This window comes from Sporosarcina sp. USHLN248, from assembly GCF_037144575.1.
Taxonomy (GTDB): domain Bacteria; phylum Bacillota; class Bacilli; order Bacillales_A; family Planococcaceae; genus Sporosarcina; species Sporosarcina contaminans.
Genome location: NZ_JBBCZC010000010.1, coordinates 16,954 through 31,101 on the forward strand (window position 1 = coordinate 16,954; position 14,148 = coordinate 31,101).

The following is a 14,148-nucleotide window of genomic DNA, read 5'->3' on the forward strand; positions in this document are numbered from 1 at the left end:
AGCGGCATTATTTACCTGTCTTACCTTCTTTACGACGGATATGTTCGCCTTCATACTTGATACCTTTACCTTTATAAGGCTCTGGCGGACGAACTTGTCTGATATTCGAAGCAAGAGCACCTACGCGTTCTTTGTTGATACCGCGAACGATAACTTTTGTGTTTGAAGGAACTTCAACTTCTACACCATCTTCTGGTGTGAACTCAACCGGGTGAGAGTAGCCGACGTTCAAGACAAGCTTTTTGCCTTGAAGCTGTGCACGGTAACCAACACCGATTAGCTCAAGAGCGCGTTCGAAACCTTGGGAAACACCCACTACCATATTGTTAAGAAGTGAACGTGTTGTTCCGTGGATTGAACGGTGTTCTTTTGAATCTGAAGGACGGCTTACAGTAATGATGTTGCCTTCCTGTTCGATCTTAATATCTTTGTTAAATGTATTTGTCAATTCGCCTTTAGGTCCTTTAACAGTGACTACATTGTTTTCTCCTAATGTAACAGTCACGCCTTCAGGAACTTCGATAGGACGATTACCAATTCGGGACATCCAATTGCACCTCCATTCATTTGTTACAGATTACCAAACGTAAGCTACGACTTCTCCGCCTACTTGTTTAGCGCGGGCTTCCTTGTCAGTAAGTACGCCGTGTGATGTAGAGACGAGGGCGATACCAAGGCCGTTCAAAACTTTTGGAACTTCATTTGTTTTTGCATAAACACGAAGACCAGGTTTTGAGATACGTTTAAGACCAGTGATAACACGCTCATTGTTTTGACCATATTTAAGGAAAATGCGGATAATGCCTTGTTTGCTATCTTCCACATATTCAACATCGCGAACGAAACCTTCACGTTTCAAGATTTCAGCGATTTGTTTTTTCATGTTTGAAGCAGGTACTTCAAGCTTCTCGTGGCGAACCATGTTCGCGTTACGGATGCGTGTAAGCATATCTGCAATCGGATCACTCATTGTCATTCCATTAACCTCCTTCCCAAGTTAGGGGATTACCAACTAGCTTTTTTAACGCCAGGAATTTGTCCCTTATATGCAAGTTCGCGGAAACAAATACGGCAAAGTTTAAATTTGCGATATACGGAATGCGGACGACCACAGCGCTCGCAACGTGTATATTCTTGTACTTTGAACTTTGGCGTACGTTTCTGTTTAGCGATCATTGATTTCTTAGCCACGTTTTCGCCTCCCTTTAGTTTACTTTTGGAACGGCATGCCGAACTGCGTCAACAACTCGCGTGCTTCTTCGTCTGTATTAGCAGTCGTAACGATGACGATATCCATTCCGCGTACTTTAGATACTTTATCGTAGTCAATTTCAGGGAAAATAAGTTGTTCCTTCACACCAAGTGTGTAGTTTCCGCGACCGTCGAATGCTTTTTTAGAAACACCACGGAAGTCACGTACACGTGGAAGTGAAACTGAAATTAACTTGTCGAGGAATTCGTACATACGATCGCCACGAAGTGTAACTTTAGCTCCGATAGGCATTCCTTCACGTAGACGGAATCCAGCGATTGATTTTTTCGCTTTTGTAACAACAGGTTTTTGACCTGAGATAATCGTTAAATCTTCAACTGCAGCATCAAGTGCTTTTGAGTTTTGGACAGCGTCGCCTACACCCATGTTGATAACGATTTTTTCTACTTTAGGTACTTGCATTACTGAACTATATTCAAACTTGCTCATAAGAGCAGGTGTGATTTCTTTCGAAAATTTCTCTTTTAATCGGCTCATCAGTTGGACCTCCTTTCATCCATTACTCATTTGTCCAGCGCTTCACCGGATTTTTTAGCAATACGAATCTTTTTGCCATCTTCGATTTTATATCCTACACGAGTTGGCTCGCCTGTCTTAGGATCAATCGGCATGACATTGGATACATGGATAGCCGCCTCTTGGCTGACAATTCCGCCTTGAGGATTTACTTGGTTAGGCTTCGTATGCTTTTTCACGATGTTAACACCTTCTACAAGCACGCGATCCTTTTTCGGATAAGCAGCTAAGATAACGCCTGTTTTGCCTTTATCTTTTCCGGTGATAACCATAACTTTATCGCCTTTTTTAACGTGCATTCTATCGCACCTCCTTGATTGGCACTGTCATGTGATTAAAGAACTTCTGGAGCAAGTGAAATGATTTTCATGAAGTTGTTGTCGCGAAGTTCACGAGCAACTGGTCCGAAAATACGTGTTCCACGTGGGCTCTTGTCGTCACGGATGATGACACATGCGTTTTCGTCGAATGTAATGTAGGAGCCATCTTTACGACGAACCCCACTTTTCGTACGGACGATAACAGCTTTAACCACGTCGCCTTTCTTGACAACGCCACCTGGTGTTGCTTTTTTCACTGTTACAACAACGACGTCACCGATGTTTGCAGTTTTACGGCCTGTTCCACCAAGAACTTTAATTGTCAGAACTTCACGTGCTCCTGAGTTATCGGCAACTTTCATACGACTTTCTTGTTGAATCATTGAGGCTACCTCCTCTCGGAATAAAATATCCGAACGTTATTAGATGATGACCGCTTTCTCGACTACTTCAACGAGACGGAAACGCTTTGTCGCTGATAGCGGGCGTGTTTCCATAATGCGAACGATATCGCCGATTTTAGCTTCGTTTAATTCGTCATGGGCCTTGAATTTCTTAGAATACTTTACACGTTTGCCGTATAAAGAATGCTTTTTGTGTGTCTCTACCATTACAGTAACGGTTTTATCCATTTTGTCTGATACGACACGGCCTGTATACACTTTGCGCTGATTACGCTCAGTCATGGCTGCAACCTCCTTCATCAGTTATTTGCACTGATCTCTCTTTGACGTATAACAGTTTTCATGCGCGCAATCGATTTGCGTACTTCACGGATGCGTGCAGTGTTTTCTAATTGTCCTGTCGCTAATTGGAAGCGAAGGTTGAAAAGCTCTTCTTTCAGTGATTTCACTTTTTGCTCGATCTCTGCAGTTGTCAAGTCACGGATTTCTTTAGCTTTCATTAGACTCACCACCAATTTCTTCACGTTTTACAAACTTGCTCTTCACAGGCAGTTTGTGAGATGCGAGTCGAAGCGCTTCGCGTGCAACTTCTTCAGACACACCTGCGATTTCAAACATCACACGACCAGGTTTAACTACCGCTACCCAGCCTTCTACAGCACCTTTACCGGAACCCATCCGGACTTCAAGAGGCTTCTTTGTATATGGCTTGTGTGGGAAAATATTGATCCAAACTTTACCGCCACGTTTCATATAACGTGTCATTGCAATACGGGCAGATTCGATTTGGCGATTTGTGATCCAACCAGATTCAGTCGCTTGAAGACCGAATTCACCAAATTGAACAGATGCGCCGCCTTTTGTCATCCCGCGCATTTTCCCACGGAATACACGACGGTGTTTAACGCGTTTAGGCATTAACATATTATTTGCCTCCTTCCTCAGAGTTCTTCTTCACTGGAAGGACTTCTCCCCGGTAGATCCATACTTTAACGCCGAGCTTACCATATGTAGTGTCAGCTTCTGCGTGTGCATAGTCAATGTCAGCACGTAATGTATGAAGAGGAACAGTTCCTTCACTATAGTGCTCCGCACGAGCGATGTCGGCACCGCCAAGACGTCCGGATACTTGTGTTTTGATACCTTTTGCGCCAGCACGGATTGTACGTTGAATTGCTTGTTTTTGTGCACGACGGAAAGATACACGGCTTTCAAGTTGACGAGCGATTGATTCTGCAACCAATTTCGCGTCAAGATCAGCACGTTTGATTTCTACGATATTAATGTGAACACGCTTGCCAGTGATTTCGTTAAGCTGTTTACGAAGTGCTTCTACTTCAGAACCGCCTTTACCAATCACCATACCTGGCTTCGCAGTGTGAATTGTAATGTTAACGCGCTTTGCGGCTCTTTCGATTTCCACTTTGGAAACCGCTGCATCCACTAAGCGTTGTTCGATGTATTCACGGACTTTCAAGTCTTCGTGCAATAGATCCGCATAGTCTTTTTCAGCATACCATTTCGAATCCCAGTCACGAATAACGCCAACCCGTAAACCATTAGGATGTACTTTTTGACCCACGAATTACCCCTCCTTCTTTTCAGATACCACTACAGTAATGTGGCTCGTACGTTTGTTGATCGCACTTGCACGACCTTGTGCACGTGGACGGAAACGTTTCATTGTTGGACCTTCGTCTACGAACACTTCGCTTACGATGAGGTTCTCAACATCCATTTCATAGTTGTGTTCAGCGTTTGCAATCGCTGATTTCAATACTTTTTCTACAACCGGAGATGCCGCTTTAGGCGTCAGGCGTAGAATCGCGACAGCTTCACCGATTTTCTTGCCCCGGATAAGATCAACGACCAAACGGACTTTGCGAGGAGCAATACGGACTGTGCGGGCAGTAGCTTTTGCTTGTTGCATCAGGAATACCTCCTCTCAAATTAGCGTTTTGTTTTCTTATCGTCGGCACCATGGCCTTTGTATGTGCGCGTAGGTACGAATTCACCTAATTTATGACCAACCATATCTTCAGTCACGTAAACTGGTACGTGTTTGCGACCGTCATAAACGGCAATTGTCAAACCGATGAATGACGGGAAGATTGTAGAACGGCGAGACCATGTTTTAATGACCTGTTTTTTCTGTGCATCTTTTTGTGCGTCAACCTTTTTCATAAGATGATCGTCTGCAAAAGGTCCTTTTTTCAAGCTGCGGCCCATGTCGAAACCTCCCTCCGTGATCGTACTACGGTCCAGTCGTTGAACCGCAGTTGTATCACATTATTTTTTACGGCGACGAACGATAAGTTTGTCGGATTTGTTGTTTTTCTTACGAGTTTTGTAACCAAGAGCTGGTTTACCCCAAGGTGTAACTGGGCTCGGACGGCCAATTGGTGTACGTCCTTCACCACCACCGTGTGGGTGATCGTTAGGGTTCATAACAGATCCACGTACTGTTGGACGTTTGCCCATCCAGCGAGAACGACCTGCTTTACCGATGTTGATCAATTCGTGTTGCTCGTTGCCCACTTGACCGATTGTTGCACGGCAAGTTGAAAGGATCATACGAACTTCTCCTGATTGTAGACGAATGATTACATATTTGCCTTCACGTCCAAGCAATTGTGCGGAAGTACCAGCAGAACGAACCAATTGTCCACCTTTACCAGGTTTCAATTCGATGTTATGGATTGTAGAACCCATTGGAATGTTTTCAAGTGGCAGTGAGTTCCCTACGCGGATGTCCGCTTCAGGTCCTGACATAACAGTCATGCCCACTTCCAAACCTTTTGGAGCAAGGATGTAACGTTTTTCTCCATCAACATAGTTGATAAGAGCAATATTAGCAGAACGGTTTGGATCGTATTCGATCGTAGCAACGCGTCCTGGAATGCCATCTTTCCGGCGTTGGAAGTCGATGACACGGTATTGGCGCTTGTGGCCTCCACCTTGGTGACGAACAGTAGTCCTACCTTGGTTGTTACGGCCGCCTTTCCGTTTTACCGGTGTAAGCAATGATTTTTCCGGCTTGTCTGTAGTAATCGCAGAGAAGTCAGAGCTTGTCATGTTACGACGTCCGTTGGAGGTAGGTTTGTATTTCTTAATCGCCATTGTTGTTCCCTCCTTCGTTTATTTACGTTTCAATTACATTTCGAAAAGTTCGATGTCTTTTGAATCAGCAGTCAATGTAACAATCGCTTTGCGGCGTTTGTTCGTGTAACCAGCATGTCTTCCCATGCGCTTGAACTTGCCTTTGTAGTTTTGTACGTTGACTTTTTCAACTTTCACTCCGAAGATTTCTTCGACAGCTTGCTTCACATGCGTTTTGTTAGCGCGAGTGTCAATTTCGAAAGTGTATTTTTTGAATTCCATTTGTTCTGAAGAACGCTCGGTAATGACCGGACGTTTTAGTACATCACGTGCTTCCATTAACCAAGCACCTCCTCAATTTTTTGGACAGCATCTTTCGTCAAGACGAGCTTGTCATGGCCGACAAGGTCAAGGACATTGATGCCATTTGCTGTAACAACACTGATGCCAGGGATGTTGCGAGCAGACAATGCTACTGTTTCATCAAGGTCAGCTGTTACAAATAATGCTTTTTTATCGATTGAAAGATCTTTAAGAACTTTCGTGAATTCTTTCGTTTTTGGAGCATCAAATGAAAGAGCGTCCAATACGATGATTTCTTCTTCGCGAACTTTAGAAGATAGCGCTGAAAGAAGTGCTAAGCGACGAACTTTCTTAGGAAGTTTGTAGCTGTAGCTTCTTGGAGTTGGTCCGAATACGATACCGCCTCCACGCCATTGTGGCGAACGGATAGAACCTTGACGTGCACGGCCCGTTCCTTTTTGGCGCCATGGTTTACGGCCACCGCCTGCTACTTCCGCGCGAGATTTTACTTTATGGTTACCTTGGCGCAACGATGAACGTTGTTGAACCAATGCTTCAAATAGAACAGCTTCGTTTGGCTCAATACCGAAGATCGCTTCGTTCAATTCGATATCGCCTACTGAAGAACCTGTTTGACTTAGTACGGATACTTTAGGCATTCTTGTTTCCTCCTTCCTCTAAAAAATTAGTTCCCTTTTACAGCGCTTTTCACTTGGATAAGTGATTTGCGTGCTCCTGGAACGTTTCCTTTAACAAGCAGTAAGTTGCGCTCAGCGTCAACTCGTACGATTTCAAGATTTTGAATCGTTACTGTATCTCCACCTGTACGGCCTGGTAATTTATGACCTTTGAATACACGTTGTCCGTCAACCGAACCTAGAGAACCTGGTGCACGGTGGAAACGGGAACCGTGGCTCATTGGCCCACGTGAATGTCCGTGGCGTTTAATAACACCTTGGAATCCTTTACCTTTTGATACTCCTGTAATGTCGACAATATCGCCTTCCGCGAATGTATCAACTTTGACTTCCTGACCAACTTCGTACCCAGCTACATCAACTCCGCGGAATTCGCGAATGAAGCGCTTAGGTGCCGTTTCAGCTTTTGCAACGTGTCCTTTTTCAGGTTTGTTTGCAAGCTTTTCACGTTTATCATCGAATCCAAGCTGGATTGCTTCATAGCCATCTGTTTCGTTTGTCTTCTTTTGAAGAACAACGTTTGGTGTAGCCTCAATCACAGTTACTGGAATAAGATCACCGTTTTCAGCAAAAATTTGCGTCATACCGATTTTTCTTCCTAAGATTCCTTTGGTCATTTGTCACACCTCCTGAATAAATGAATTTGTTATTTTTATCGATTAAAGTTTGATTTCAATGTCTACGCCTGATGGTAAATCGAGTTTCATCAATGCATCAACAGTTTGTGGTGTCGGGTTGACGATATCGATTAGACGTTTGTGTGTACGCATTTCGAACTGCTCGCGCGAATCTTTGTACTTATGTACCGCACGAAGGATCGTGTAAACAGATCTTTCAGTTGGTAGAGGTATCGGACCTGACACACTCGCACCTGAACGTTTTGCTGTTTCTACAATCTTTTCAGCTGACTGATCAAGAATTCTGTGATCATATGCTTTTAAACGAATACGAATCTTTTGTTTTGCCATTATTTTCCCTCCTTCTCGCCTATTTTCTAGACATTCTCCACGGAAATTTCCCACACACATGCCATGGCAAAGCGGCCGGGTGTGTCGGCAACCTCCCGCTTCATCGCAGTCAAAGACCAACATTCAACATTATACACAAGGAAAAAGAATCCCGCAACCCTTTTGGCGAAATTCTTTTCTCGACTTTTTAATTATATACATGGTAATTATTATTTTCAACTCCGAGCAGCAAATTGGCGGCATTTACCTATGCCTATTAATCGATTTTCATTAAACTACACCGTTTATTTAAACCGCCAATTAATATTTCAAGAAGGTTCTTTCTGAATTTTTTCTTATGATTGTTGCGGAGCGTCTATAGATGAAGAATTTCAAATTTTAAAGGATAAGATTGTTTGGTTTATCCTCAAGAATTAATCCTATAAACAACTCGCGCACCTCTCCCCGCTTTACTGTTTATAAGATGGACTATTTATTTTCATTACGAATGTATATGAGGAGAAAATTTTCTGAATAGAAGAGCGTGCAAACTTATGAATAATCAGGAGAATGTTGCTACCCTAGTCATTCACTGGCTGCCGCCTTAATGGAGGTGGAACGCTGGTGCTTATATAATAGAAGGAAGAGCATTTACTTATAAATCGTTAACTCATTAACAAGGGTTGAATAACGAGGAAAGTGATAATGTTGCTCATAAAGGAAAATCAATGCTAATCAATCATGAAAGGACGCATAAACACTAATCAAGAACGCATAAATGATGGTTGCGTACTCATCAAACGAAAAAAGAACGCATATGTACTCATTATGGACTCATAAATTGTTAGTAAAACGCATAAAACGGAGATAAGACGCATAAGTTAATCGATAATAGAGGAAAGAAAGCAGAAGCACTGATCAGAGGCTCTTTGATTGTAAGAGAAACAATGATAAAACGCATAAATAAATGATGGTTGCGTACTTATTAAGCGATAGAAGATACAGAGGTATTGTTATGCCACTCATAATTGGGTTAATGAAACAGATCCCGTGCCAATAAGGAATAAAGGTAAGGGCGCAATGTTTATAGATGGATAGAAAATGCTTTGATTACACACACTTTCAATCATAAACGGCTTGGAAAGTTGCGTATAAGCGAACAGTGAATCAATCACTTAAATGCACTGACCATTTATATTAGAACTTATCACTGCATATCAACTATTCAATGCTTATCCGCCGCCCTACAAGCATAAAAGCTGTTTTCTACAACGCTTATCGTAAGCTTGCTTAAGCATCCCGTGATTTTGTAGATTTATGGTGTTGGTAGACAAATAAATACCGTCAACTGTATTTCTACAATTTAATCTGAATGTTTATTCATTTTGACCAGCAATTATGCGTTTATAGATGCTTTTATGCGTTTTGACCAGCGATTATGCGTTTTTGACACTTTTATGCGTTTTGACCAGCGGTTATTCGTCATTCGATGTATTTTTACGTCCATTACATTCGTATCCTGCGTTTACGTTTAATAAAAAATCCCGCCTATACCATAGACGGGATTTTTGTGTGCGCACAAGTTATATTGCTAATTATTTTTCGATTGTTGCTACTACGCCAGCGCCAACAGTACGGCCGCCTTCACGGATTGAGAATTTAGTACCTTCTTCAATCGCGATCGGAGCAATCAATTCTACAGTCATTTCAACGTTGTCGCCAGGCATAACCATTTCTACGCCTTCTGGAAGAGTGATGATTCCAGTTACGTCAGTTGTACGGAAGTAGAACTGTGGGCGATAGTTAGAGAAGAATGGAGTGTGACGTCCACCTTCTTCTTTTGAAAGAACATAAACTTCTGATTTGAATTTAGTGTGTGGTGTGATTGTACCTGGTTTAGCAAGTACTTGACCACGTTCGATGTCTTCACGTGAAACACCACGAAGAAGTGCACCGATGTTGTCGCCAGCTTCAGCATAGTCAAGAAGCTTACGGAACATTTCTACACCTGTAACAGTTGTAGATTTTGGTTCTTCAGACAAACCGATGATGTCAACAACGTCACCGACTTTAACTTGGCCACGCTCAACACGGCCAGTTGCTACTGTACCACGACCAGTGATAGAGAATACGTCCTCAACTGGCATCATGAATGGTTTTTCAGTGTCGCGTTCTGGAGTTGGAATGTATTCGTCAACAGCGTTCATAAGCTCAACGATTTTTTCTTCCCACTCAGCTTCACCTTCAAGCGCTTTAAGAGCAGAACCTTTAATCACTGGGATATCATCGCCAGGGAATTCGTACTCAGAAAGAAGGTCACGGATTTCCATTTCAACAAGCTCTAGAAGCTCTTCGTCGTCAACCATGTCACATTTGTTCATGAATACAACTAGGTAAGGAACACCTACTTGACGAGAAAGAAGGATGTGCTCACGAGTTTGTGGCATTGGGCCATCAGCTGCGGAAACAACCAAAATTCCGCCGTCCATTTGAGCAGCACCTGTGATCATGTTTTTAACATAGTCAGCGTGACCTGGGCAGTCAACGTGTGCGTAGTGGCGTTTTTCAGTTTCGTACTCGATGTGAGAAGTACTGATTGTAATACCACGCTCTTTTTCTTCTGGAGCGTTATCTACGTCAGCGTATGATTTCGCTTCTCCACCCATTCTTTTTGAAAGAACTGTTGCGATTGCAGCAGTCAAAGTTGTTTTACCATGGTCAACGTGACCGATTGTACCAACGTTAGCATGCTCCTTGGAGCGGTCGAATTTTTCTTTAGCCATTTTGGAATTCCTCCTTAAAAATATGAATGTGTTTGATTTTTTTATAGCTATGGAAGCTGGAGAAATGAATTCCCTCCAACTATCCATATCTTACAAGTAATTATCTTTAGAAACAAGTCGAAACTAGCTTATTCGCCTTTATTTTTCTTGATAACTTCTTCAGCGATTGATTTCGGTACATCTTCATAGTGATCGAATACCATCGAGAATACTCCGCGACCTTGTGTATTCGAGCGAAGTGAAGTTGCGTAGCCGAACATTTCAGCAAGTGGTACCATTGCACGAACAACTTGTGCGTTACCACGTGCATCCATACCTTCAACGCGACCACGGCGTGATGTAATATCACCCATGATGTCTCCCATGTACTCTTCTGGAATAATGACTTCAACTTTCATCATTGGTTCAAGAAGAACTGGGTTACATTTTGATGCGGCATTTTTAAGTGCCATAGATGCTGCAATTTTAAACGCCATCTCATTGGAGTCAACGTCATGGTAAGAACCGTCGAATAGACGAGCTTTAATGTCGATCAATGGATAGCCTGCCAATACCCCGTTGTCAAGAGCATCGCGAAGACCTGCTTCAACGGATGGAATGTATTCACGAGGAACGACACCACCGACGATTGCATTTTGGAATTCGAAGCCTTTTCCTTCTTCGTTTGGAGAGAATTCGATCCAAACGTGACCGTATTGACCACGTCCACCAGACTGGCGTACGAACTTACCTTCAACTTCCGCAGCGCTACGGAATGTTTCACGATAAGATACTTGTGGTGCTCCAACATTCGCTTCTACTTTAAACTCACGTTTCAAGCGGTCAACGATAATGTCAAGGTGAAGCTCACCCATACCTGCGATGATAACTTCTCCTGTTTCTTGGTCTGTATGAGCGCGGAATGTAGGGTCTTCTTCTTGAAGCTTCGCAAGAGCAGTACCCATTTTGTCTTGGTCGCCTTTTGTTTTCGGTTCGATCGCAACCGAGATAACAGGCTCAGGGAATTCCATAGACTCAAGGATGATCGGTGCTTTGTCGTCACAAAGCGTGTCACCTGTTCCAGTATCTTTCAGACCAACTGCTGCAGCAATTTCACCAGAGTGAACTTCAGCAATTTCTTCACGGCTGTTCGCGTGCATTTGTAGGATACGGCCTACACGCTCACGTTTGCCTTTTGTAGAGTTTTGTACATAAGAACCTGATTCAAGTACACCTGAGTAAACTCGGAAGAATGTAAGTTTACCAACATAAGGGTCAGTCATAACTTTGAATGCAAGAGCAGAGAATGGCTCTTCATCGCTTGCATGACGTTCTTCTTCTTCTTCAGTATCAGGATTGATACCAGTCATTGCAGGGATGTCAAGTGGTGATGGCAAGTAGTCAACTACTGCATCAAGAACCAATTGAACCCCTTTGTTTTTAAACGCAGTACCGCAAACTACTGGGTAGAATTCTACCGCAAGTGTCGCTTTACGGATTGCAGTTTTGATTTCCTCAATTGAAAGTTCTTCTCCACCGAGGTATTTTTCCATGAGGTCTTCATCGAAATCAACGACAGCTTCGATTAATTTCTCACGGTATTCTTCAGCTTGCGCTTTATATTCTTCAGGAATTTCCTCAACAGTTGTATCTGTTCCAAGGTCATTACCGTACATAGTAGCTTTCATCTCAACCAAGTCGATGATTCCGCTGAAGTTATCTTCGGAACCGATCGGCAATTGAATCGGATGAGCATTCGCTTGTAGACGGTCATGAAGCGTGCCTACAGAATAAAGGAAATCCGCACCTGTCTTGTCCATCTTATTGACGAATACAATACGAGGTACGCCATAAGTAGTCGCTTGACGCCAAACTGTTTCAGTTTGAGGTTCAACACCTGACTGTGCATCAAGAACTGTTACAGCCCCATCAAGAACACGCAGGGAACGTTCAACCTCAACTGTGAAGTCCACGTGTCCTGGTGTATCGATGATGTTTACACGATGGCCTTTCCATGAAGCTGTTGTTGCAGCGGAAGTGATCGTGATACCACGCTCTTGCTCCTGCTCCATCCAGTCCATTTGGGAAGCACCTTCGTGAGTTTCTCCAATCTTATGGATCTTACCTGTGTAAAAAAGGATCCGCTCAGTCGTCGTTGTTTTACCAGCGTCGATATGAGCCATGATACCAATGTTACGAGTATTCTCTAAGGAGAACTCTCTAGCCATTTTGTATATCTCCTTCCGTTTCGGATTAAGGTGTCAATCAATCACGCCTCGGCGTGATTGTGTCAGGATTTTTTCGAACAAGCTCGAAAACCTTCCCTTAAAAATCCTTGACATCCGCCGGAGGCTTTTATCTTTGTTCAGCTGAATCTCAACACCCGCTAAGCAGTATACAAAATTACATGCATCTCGATACCTTTAGAGGCGGCAACCTTCTGCTGAATAAAGATAAACCGTCCGATCTTACCAGCGGTAGTGAGCGAATGCTTTGTTCGCTTCTGCCATTTTGTGCATTTCCTCACGACGTTTAACGGATGCACCTGTGTTGTTGGAAGCGTCAAGAATTTCGTTCGCAAGACGTTCTTCCATCGTTTTTTCACCGCGAGTGCGTGAGTAGTTTACAAGGTAGCGCAGACCAAGTGTTGTACGGCGCTCTGGACGTACTTCGACCGGAACTTGATAGTTCGCACCGCCGACACGGCGAGCACGCACTTCAAGTACAGGCATTACATTGTTCAATGCAGCTTCAAATACTTCGATTGGATCTTTACCAGAACGTTCTTTAACAAGCTCGAACGCACCATAGAGGATTTTTTGTGATGTACCTTTTTTACCGTCTACCATCATTTTGTTGATAAGACGAGTGACAAGCTTCGAATTGTAAATTGGATCCGGTAATACGTCGCGTTTTGCAACAGGACCTTTACGAGGCATATTGTTTTCCTCCTTTCGAAATGATCATTTCGTTATTAGTTTTTCTTTTCTTTAGGTTTCTTAGCACCGTATTGTGAACGGCTTTGCATACGGCCAGTAACACCAGCAGTATCAAGCGCGCCACGAACGATGTGGTAACGAACACCCGGTAAGTCTTTAACACGTCCTCCACGGATTAGAACAACGCTGTGTTCTTGAAGGTTGTGGCCTTCACCAGGGATATATGCGTTAACTTCCAAAGTGTTAGTCAAACGTACACGCGCATATTTACGAAGAGCCGAGTTCGGTTTCTTCGGAGTCATTGTACCCACACGAGTACAAACACCTCTTTTTTGTGGCGAGTTGACGTTTGTCATCGACTTTTTGAAGCTGTTATAACTTTTTCCGAGTGCTGGTGCCTTGGAAGTGTCCGATTTCGATTTACGAGGTTTACGGACCAATTGGTTAATTGTAGGCATCGGATTTTCCTCCTTTCACTGTGCTTTTCATAAGACCACACATCCAGGTGGTTCATTTTTGGGGTAAAAACAAAGTCTTTGTGTTTTCATTAACACAAAAACCATCAATCAGTAATTGCAACTGTTGCTGCACCGACTTGTATGCCGCATGCCCGACCTAATTTTTCTCTTGAATCGACATAAACTATGGGAATATTATGCGTCTTAGCTTCTTCGATAACCGAAGAGACAAGCCTTTGTTCCGCATCCTCCGCAATGACGACTTTCTGTACGATACCAGCTCGTATTGCTTTTACTGTTTGCTTTGTACCGATGATCGTATCTTTTGCCTGCTCGACTTTATCATAAGACATGATGATATCCTCCAAAGTACAGACATTCAACTATCAACCTTTTGTATATTACCACTTGCGTAGAAAACTGTCAACA

The 14,148-nt window shown here is 43.2% G+C and carries 22 protein-coding genes; all 22 read right to left on the minus strand.

All coding sequences use genetic code 11. The features are described 5' to 3' along the window. Positions 1 to 7 precede the first annotated feature (7 nt). Positions 8 to 547, minus strand: coding sequence for a 50S ribosomal protein L6 (gene rplF / locus WFH04_RS05740; protein ID WP_336823112.1), 540 nt, complete (start codon positions 545 to 547; stop codon positions 8 to 10). Positions 548 to 577: 30 nt separating this feature from the next. After that, positions 578 to 976: a 30S ribosomal protein S8 gene (gene rpsH, locus WFH04_RS05745; RefSeq protein WP_067407722.1), complete on the minus strand. Its 399-nt coding sequence runs from the start codon at positions 974 to 976 to the stop codon at positions 578 to 580. Positions 977 to 1,005: 29 nt separating this feature from the next. Beyond that, positions 1,006 to 1,191: a 30S ribosomal protein S14 gene (rpsN, locus tag WFH04_RS05750; RefSeq protein ID WP_001085700.1), complete on the minus strand. Its 186-nt coding sequence runs from the start codon at positions 1,189 to 1,191 to the stop codon at positions 1,006 to 1,008. A gap of 19 nt (positions 1,192 to 1,210) precedes the next feature. Continuing rightward, positions 1,211 to 1,750: a 50S ribosomal protein L5 gene (gene rplE, locus WFH04_RS05755; protein WP_336823113.1), complete on the minus strand. Its 540-nt coding sequence runs from the start codon at positions 1,748 to 1,750 to the stop codon at positions 1,211 to 1,213. A 26-nt stretch (positions 1,751 to 1,776) separates the two neighbouring features. After that, on the minus strand, positions 1,777 to 2,088 hold the full coding sequence (gene rplX, locus WFH04_RS05760) for a 50S ribosomal protein L24 (RefSeq protein WP_336823114.1): 312 nt from the start codon (positions 2,086 to 2,088) through the stop codon (positions 1,777 to 1,779). A gap of 35 nt (positions 2,089 to 2,123) precedes the next feature. Continuing rightward, the gene (rplN, locus tag WFH04_RS05765; protein WP_239430258.1) at positions 2,124 to 2,492 is read right to left on the minus strand and encodes a 50S ribosomal protein L14; all 369 of its coding nucleotides are present in this window, start codon (positions 2,490 to 2,492) and stop codon (positions 2,124 to 2,126) included. 39 nt (positions 2,493 to 2,531) lie between these two features. After that, the gene (gene rpsQ, locus WFH04_RS05770) at positions 2,532 to 2,795 is read right to left on the minus strand and encodes a 30S ribosomal protein S17 (protein WP_336823115.1); all 264 of its coding nucleotides are present in this window, start codon (positions 2,793 to 2,795) and stop codon (positions 2,532 to 2,534) included. Between the two features lie 17 nt (positions 2,796 to 2,812). Beyond that, positions 2,813 to 3,013 carry a 50S ribosomal protein L29 gene (gene rpmC / locus WFH04_RS05775; protein WP_009499049.1) on the minus strand — a complete coding sequence of 67 codons (201 nt, stop codon included), beginning with the start codon at positions 3,011 to 3,013 and terminating at the stop codon, positions 2,813 to 2,815. Next, complete coding sequence (gene rplP, locus WFH04_RS05780) at positions 3,003 to 3,437, minus strand: 50S ribosomal protein L16 (RefSeq protein ID WP_336823116.1); 435 nt, start codon at positions 3,435 to 3,437, stop codon at positions 3,003 to 3,005. Before rplP ends, rpmC begins: the two co-directional genes overlap by 11 nt. 1 nt (position 3,438) lies before the next feature. After that, positions 3,439 to 4,095, minus strand: coding sequence for a 30S ribosomal protein S3 (gene rpsC / locus WFH04_RS05785; protein WP_336823117.1), 657 nt, complete (start codon positions 4,093 to 4,095; stop codon positions 3,439 to 3,441). Positions 4,096 to 4,098: 3 nt separating this feature from the next. Beyond that, positions 4,099 to 4,443 carry a 50S ribosomal protein L22 gene (gene rplV / locus WFH04_RS05790; protein WP_238080290.1) on the minus strand — a complete coding sequence of 115 codons (345 nt, stop codon included), beginning with the start codon at positions 4,441 to 4,443 and terminating at the stop codon, positions 4,099 to 4,101. 20 nt (positions 4,444 to 4,463) lie between these two features. After that, positions 4,464 to 4,742, minus strand: coding sequence for a 30S ribosomal protein S19 (gene rpsS, locus WFH04_RS05795; RefSeq protein ID WP_336823118.1), 279 nt, complete (start codon positions 4,740 to 4,742; stop codon positions 4,464 to 4,466). A 60-nt stretch (positions 4,743 to 4,802) separates the two neighbouring features. After that, positions 4,803 to 5,633 carry a 50S ribosomal protein L2 gene (gene rplB / locus WFH04_RS05800; protein ID WP_336823119.1) on the minus strand — a complete coding sequence of 277 codons (831 nt, stop codon included), beginning with the start codon at positions 5,631 to 5,633 and terminating at the stop codon, positions 4,803 to 4,805. Positions 5,634 to 5,666: 33 nt separating this feature from the next. After that, positions 5,667 to 5,951, minus strand: coding sequence for a 50S ribosomal protein L23 (gene rplW, locus WFH04_RS05805; RefSeq protein ID WP_336823120.1), 285 nt, complete (start codon positions 5,949 to 5,951; stop codon positions 5,667 to 5,669). Further along, on the minus strand, positions 5,951 to 6,574 hold the full coding sequence (gene rplD, locus WFH04_RS05810; protein ID WP_336823121.1) for a 50S ribosomal protein L4: 624 nt from the start codon (positions 6,572 to 6,574) through the stop codon (positions 5,951 to 5,953). The genes rplW and rplD overlap by 1 nt, the downstream gene beginning before the upstream one ends. 26 nt (positions 6,575 to 6,600) lie before the next feature. After that, positions 6,601 to 7,230 carry a 50S ribosomal protein L3 gene (rplC, locus tag WFH04_RS05815; RefSeq protein WP_336823122.1) on the minus strand — a complete coding sequence of 210 codons (630 nt, stop codon included), beginning with the start codon at positions 7,228 to 7,230 and terminating at the stop codon, positions 6,601 to 6,603. 42 nt (positions 7,231 to 7,272) lie between these two features. Beyond that, a complete protein-coding gene (gene rpsJ, locus WFH04_RS05820; protein ID WP_042478628.1) occupies positions 7,273 to 7,581 on the minus strand; it encodes a 30S ribosomal protein S10 in 309 nt (102 codons plus the stop codon). Positions 7,582 to 9,155: 1,574 nt separating this feature from the next. After that, the gene (tuf, locus tag WFH04_RS05825) at positions 9,156 to 10,343 is read right to left on the minus strand and encodes an elongation factor Tu (protein WP_336823123.1); all 1,188 of its coding nucleotides are present in this window, start codon (positions 10,341 to 10,343) and stop codon (positions 9,156 to 9,158) included. Positions 10,344 to 10,471: 128 nt separating this feature from the next. Then, positions 10,472 to 12,550, minus strand: a complete 2,079-nt coding sequence (gene fusA, locus WFH04_RS05830) for an elongation factor G (RefSeq protein WP_336823124.1) — start codon at positions 12,548 to 12,550, stop codon at positions 10,472 to 10,474. Positions 12,551 to 12,790: 240 nt separating this feature from the next. Further along, the gene (rpsG, locus tag WFH04_RS05835; RefSeq protein ID WP_207959161.1) at positions 12,791 to 13,261 is read right to left on the minus strand and encodes a 30S ribosomal protein S7; all 471 of its coding nucleotides are present in this window, start codon (positions 13,259 to 13,261) and stop codon (positions 12,791 to 12,793) included. A gap of 35 nt (positions 13,262 to 13,296) precedes the next feature. Continuing rightward, positions 13,297 to 13,719 (minus strand): 30S ribosomal protein S12, encoded by a 423-nt coding sequence (rpsL, locus tag WFH04_RS05840; protein ID WP_336823125.1) that lies wholly within the window; start codon positions 13,717 to 13,719, stop codon positions 13,297 to 13,299. Positions 13,720 to 13,823: 104 nt separating this feature from the next. Continuing rightward, entirely contained in the window at positions 13,824 to 14,072 is a 249-nt protein-coding gene (locus WFH04_RS05845) for a 50S ribosomal protein L7ae-like protein (protein WP_336823126.1), read from the minus strand. Positions 14,073 to 14,148 lie beyond the last annotated feature (76 nt).

What these genes read in the sequence shown, in the direction of transcription:
- rplF (WP_336823112.1), bottom strand. Translation starts at nt 547, where the DNA reads ATGTCCCGAATTGGTAATCGTCCTATCGAAGTTCCTGAAGGCGTGACT.
- rpsH (WP_067407722.1), bottom strand. Translation starts at nt 976, where the DNA reads ATGACAATGAGTGATCCGATTGCAGATATGCTTACACGCATCCGTAAC.
- rplE (WP_336823113.1), bottom strand. Translation starts at nt 1,750, where the DNA reads ATGAGCCGATTAAAAGAGAAATTTTCGAAAGAAATCACACCTGCTCTT.
- rplX (WP_336823114.1), bottom strand. Translation starts at nt 2,088, where the DNA reads ATGCACGTTAAAAAAGGCGATAAAGTTATGGTTATCACCGGAAAAGAT.
- rplN (WP_239430258.1), bottom strand. Translation starts at nt 2,492, where the DNA reads ATGATTCAACAAGAAAGTCGTATGAAAGTTGCCGATAACTCAGGAGCA.
- rpsQ (WP_336823115.1), bottom strand. Translation starts at nt 2,795, where the DNA reads ATGACTGAGCGTAATCAGCGCAAAGTGTATACAGGCCGTGTCGTATCA.
- rpmC (WP_009499049.1), bottom strand. Translation starts at nt 3,013, where the DNA reads ATGAAAGCTAAAGAAATCCGTGACTTGACAACTGCAGAGATCGAGCAA.
- rplP (WP_336823116.1), bottom strand. Translation starts at nt 3,437, where the DNA reads ATGTTAATGCCTAAACGCGTTAAACACCGTCGTGTATTCCGTGGGAAA.
- rplV (WP_238080290.1), bottom strand. Translation starts at nt 4,443, where the DNA reads ATGCAACAAGCAAAAGCTACTGCCCGCACAGTCCGTATTGCTCCTCGC.
- rpsS (WP_336823118.1), bottom strand. Translation starts at nt 4,742, where the DNA reads ATGGGCCGCAGCTTGAAAAAAGGACCTTTTGCAGACGATCATCTTATG.
- rplB (WP_336823119.1), bottom strand. Translation starts at nt 5,633, where the DNA reads ATGGCGATTAAGAAATACAAACCTACCTCCAACGGACGTCGTAACATG.
- rplW (WP_336823120.1), bottom strand. Translation starts at nt 5,951, where the DNA reads ATGGAAGCACGTGATGTACTAAAACGTCCGGTCATTACCGAGCGTTCT.
- rplD (WP_336823121.1), bottom strand. Translation starts at nt 6,574, where the DNA reads ATGCCTAAAGTATCCGTACTAAGTCAAACAGGTTCTTCAGTAGGCGAT.
- rplC (WP_336823122.1), bottom strand. Translation starts at nt 7,230, where the DNA reads ATGACCAAAGGAATCTTAGGAAGAAAAATCGGTATGACGCAAATTTTT.
- rpsJ (WP_042478628.1), bottom strand. Translation starts at nt 7,581, where the DNA reads ATGGCAAAACAAAAGATTCGTATTCGTTTAAAAGCATATGATCACAGA.
- tuf (WP_336823123.1), bottom strand. Translation starts at nt 10,343, where the DNA reads ATGGCTAAAGAAAAATTCGACCGCTCCAAGGAGCATGCTAACGTTGGT.
- fusA (WP_336823124.1), bottom strand. Translation starts at nt 12,550, where the DNA reads ATGGCTAGAGAGTTCTCCTTAGAGAATACTCGTAACATTGGTATCATG.
- rpsG (WP_207959161.1), bottom strand. Translation starts at nt 13,261, where the DNA reads ATGCCTCGTAAAGGTCCTGTTGCAAAACGCGACGTATTACCGGATCCA.
- rpsL (WP_336823125.1), bottom strand. Translation starts at nt 13,719, where the DNA reads ATGCCTACAATTAACCAATTGGTCCGTAAACCTCGTAAATCGAAATCG.
- WFH04_RS05845 (WP_336823126.1), bottom strand. Translation starts at nt 14,072, where the DNA reads ATGTCTTATGATAAAGTCGAGCAGGCAAAAGATACGATCATCGGTACA.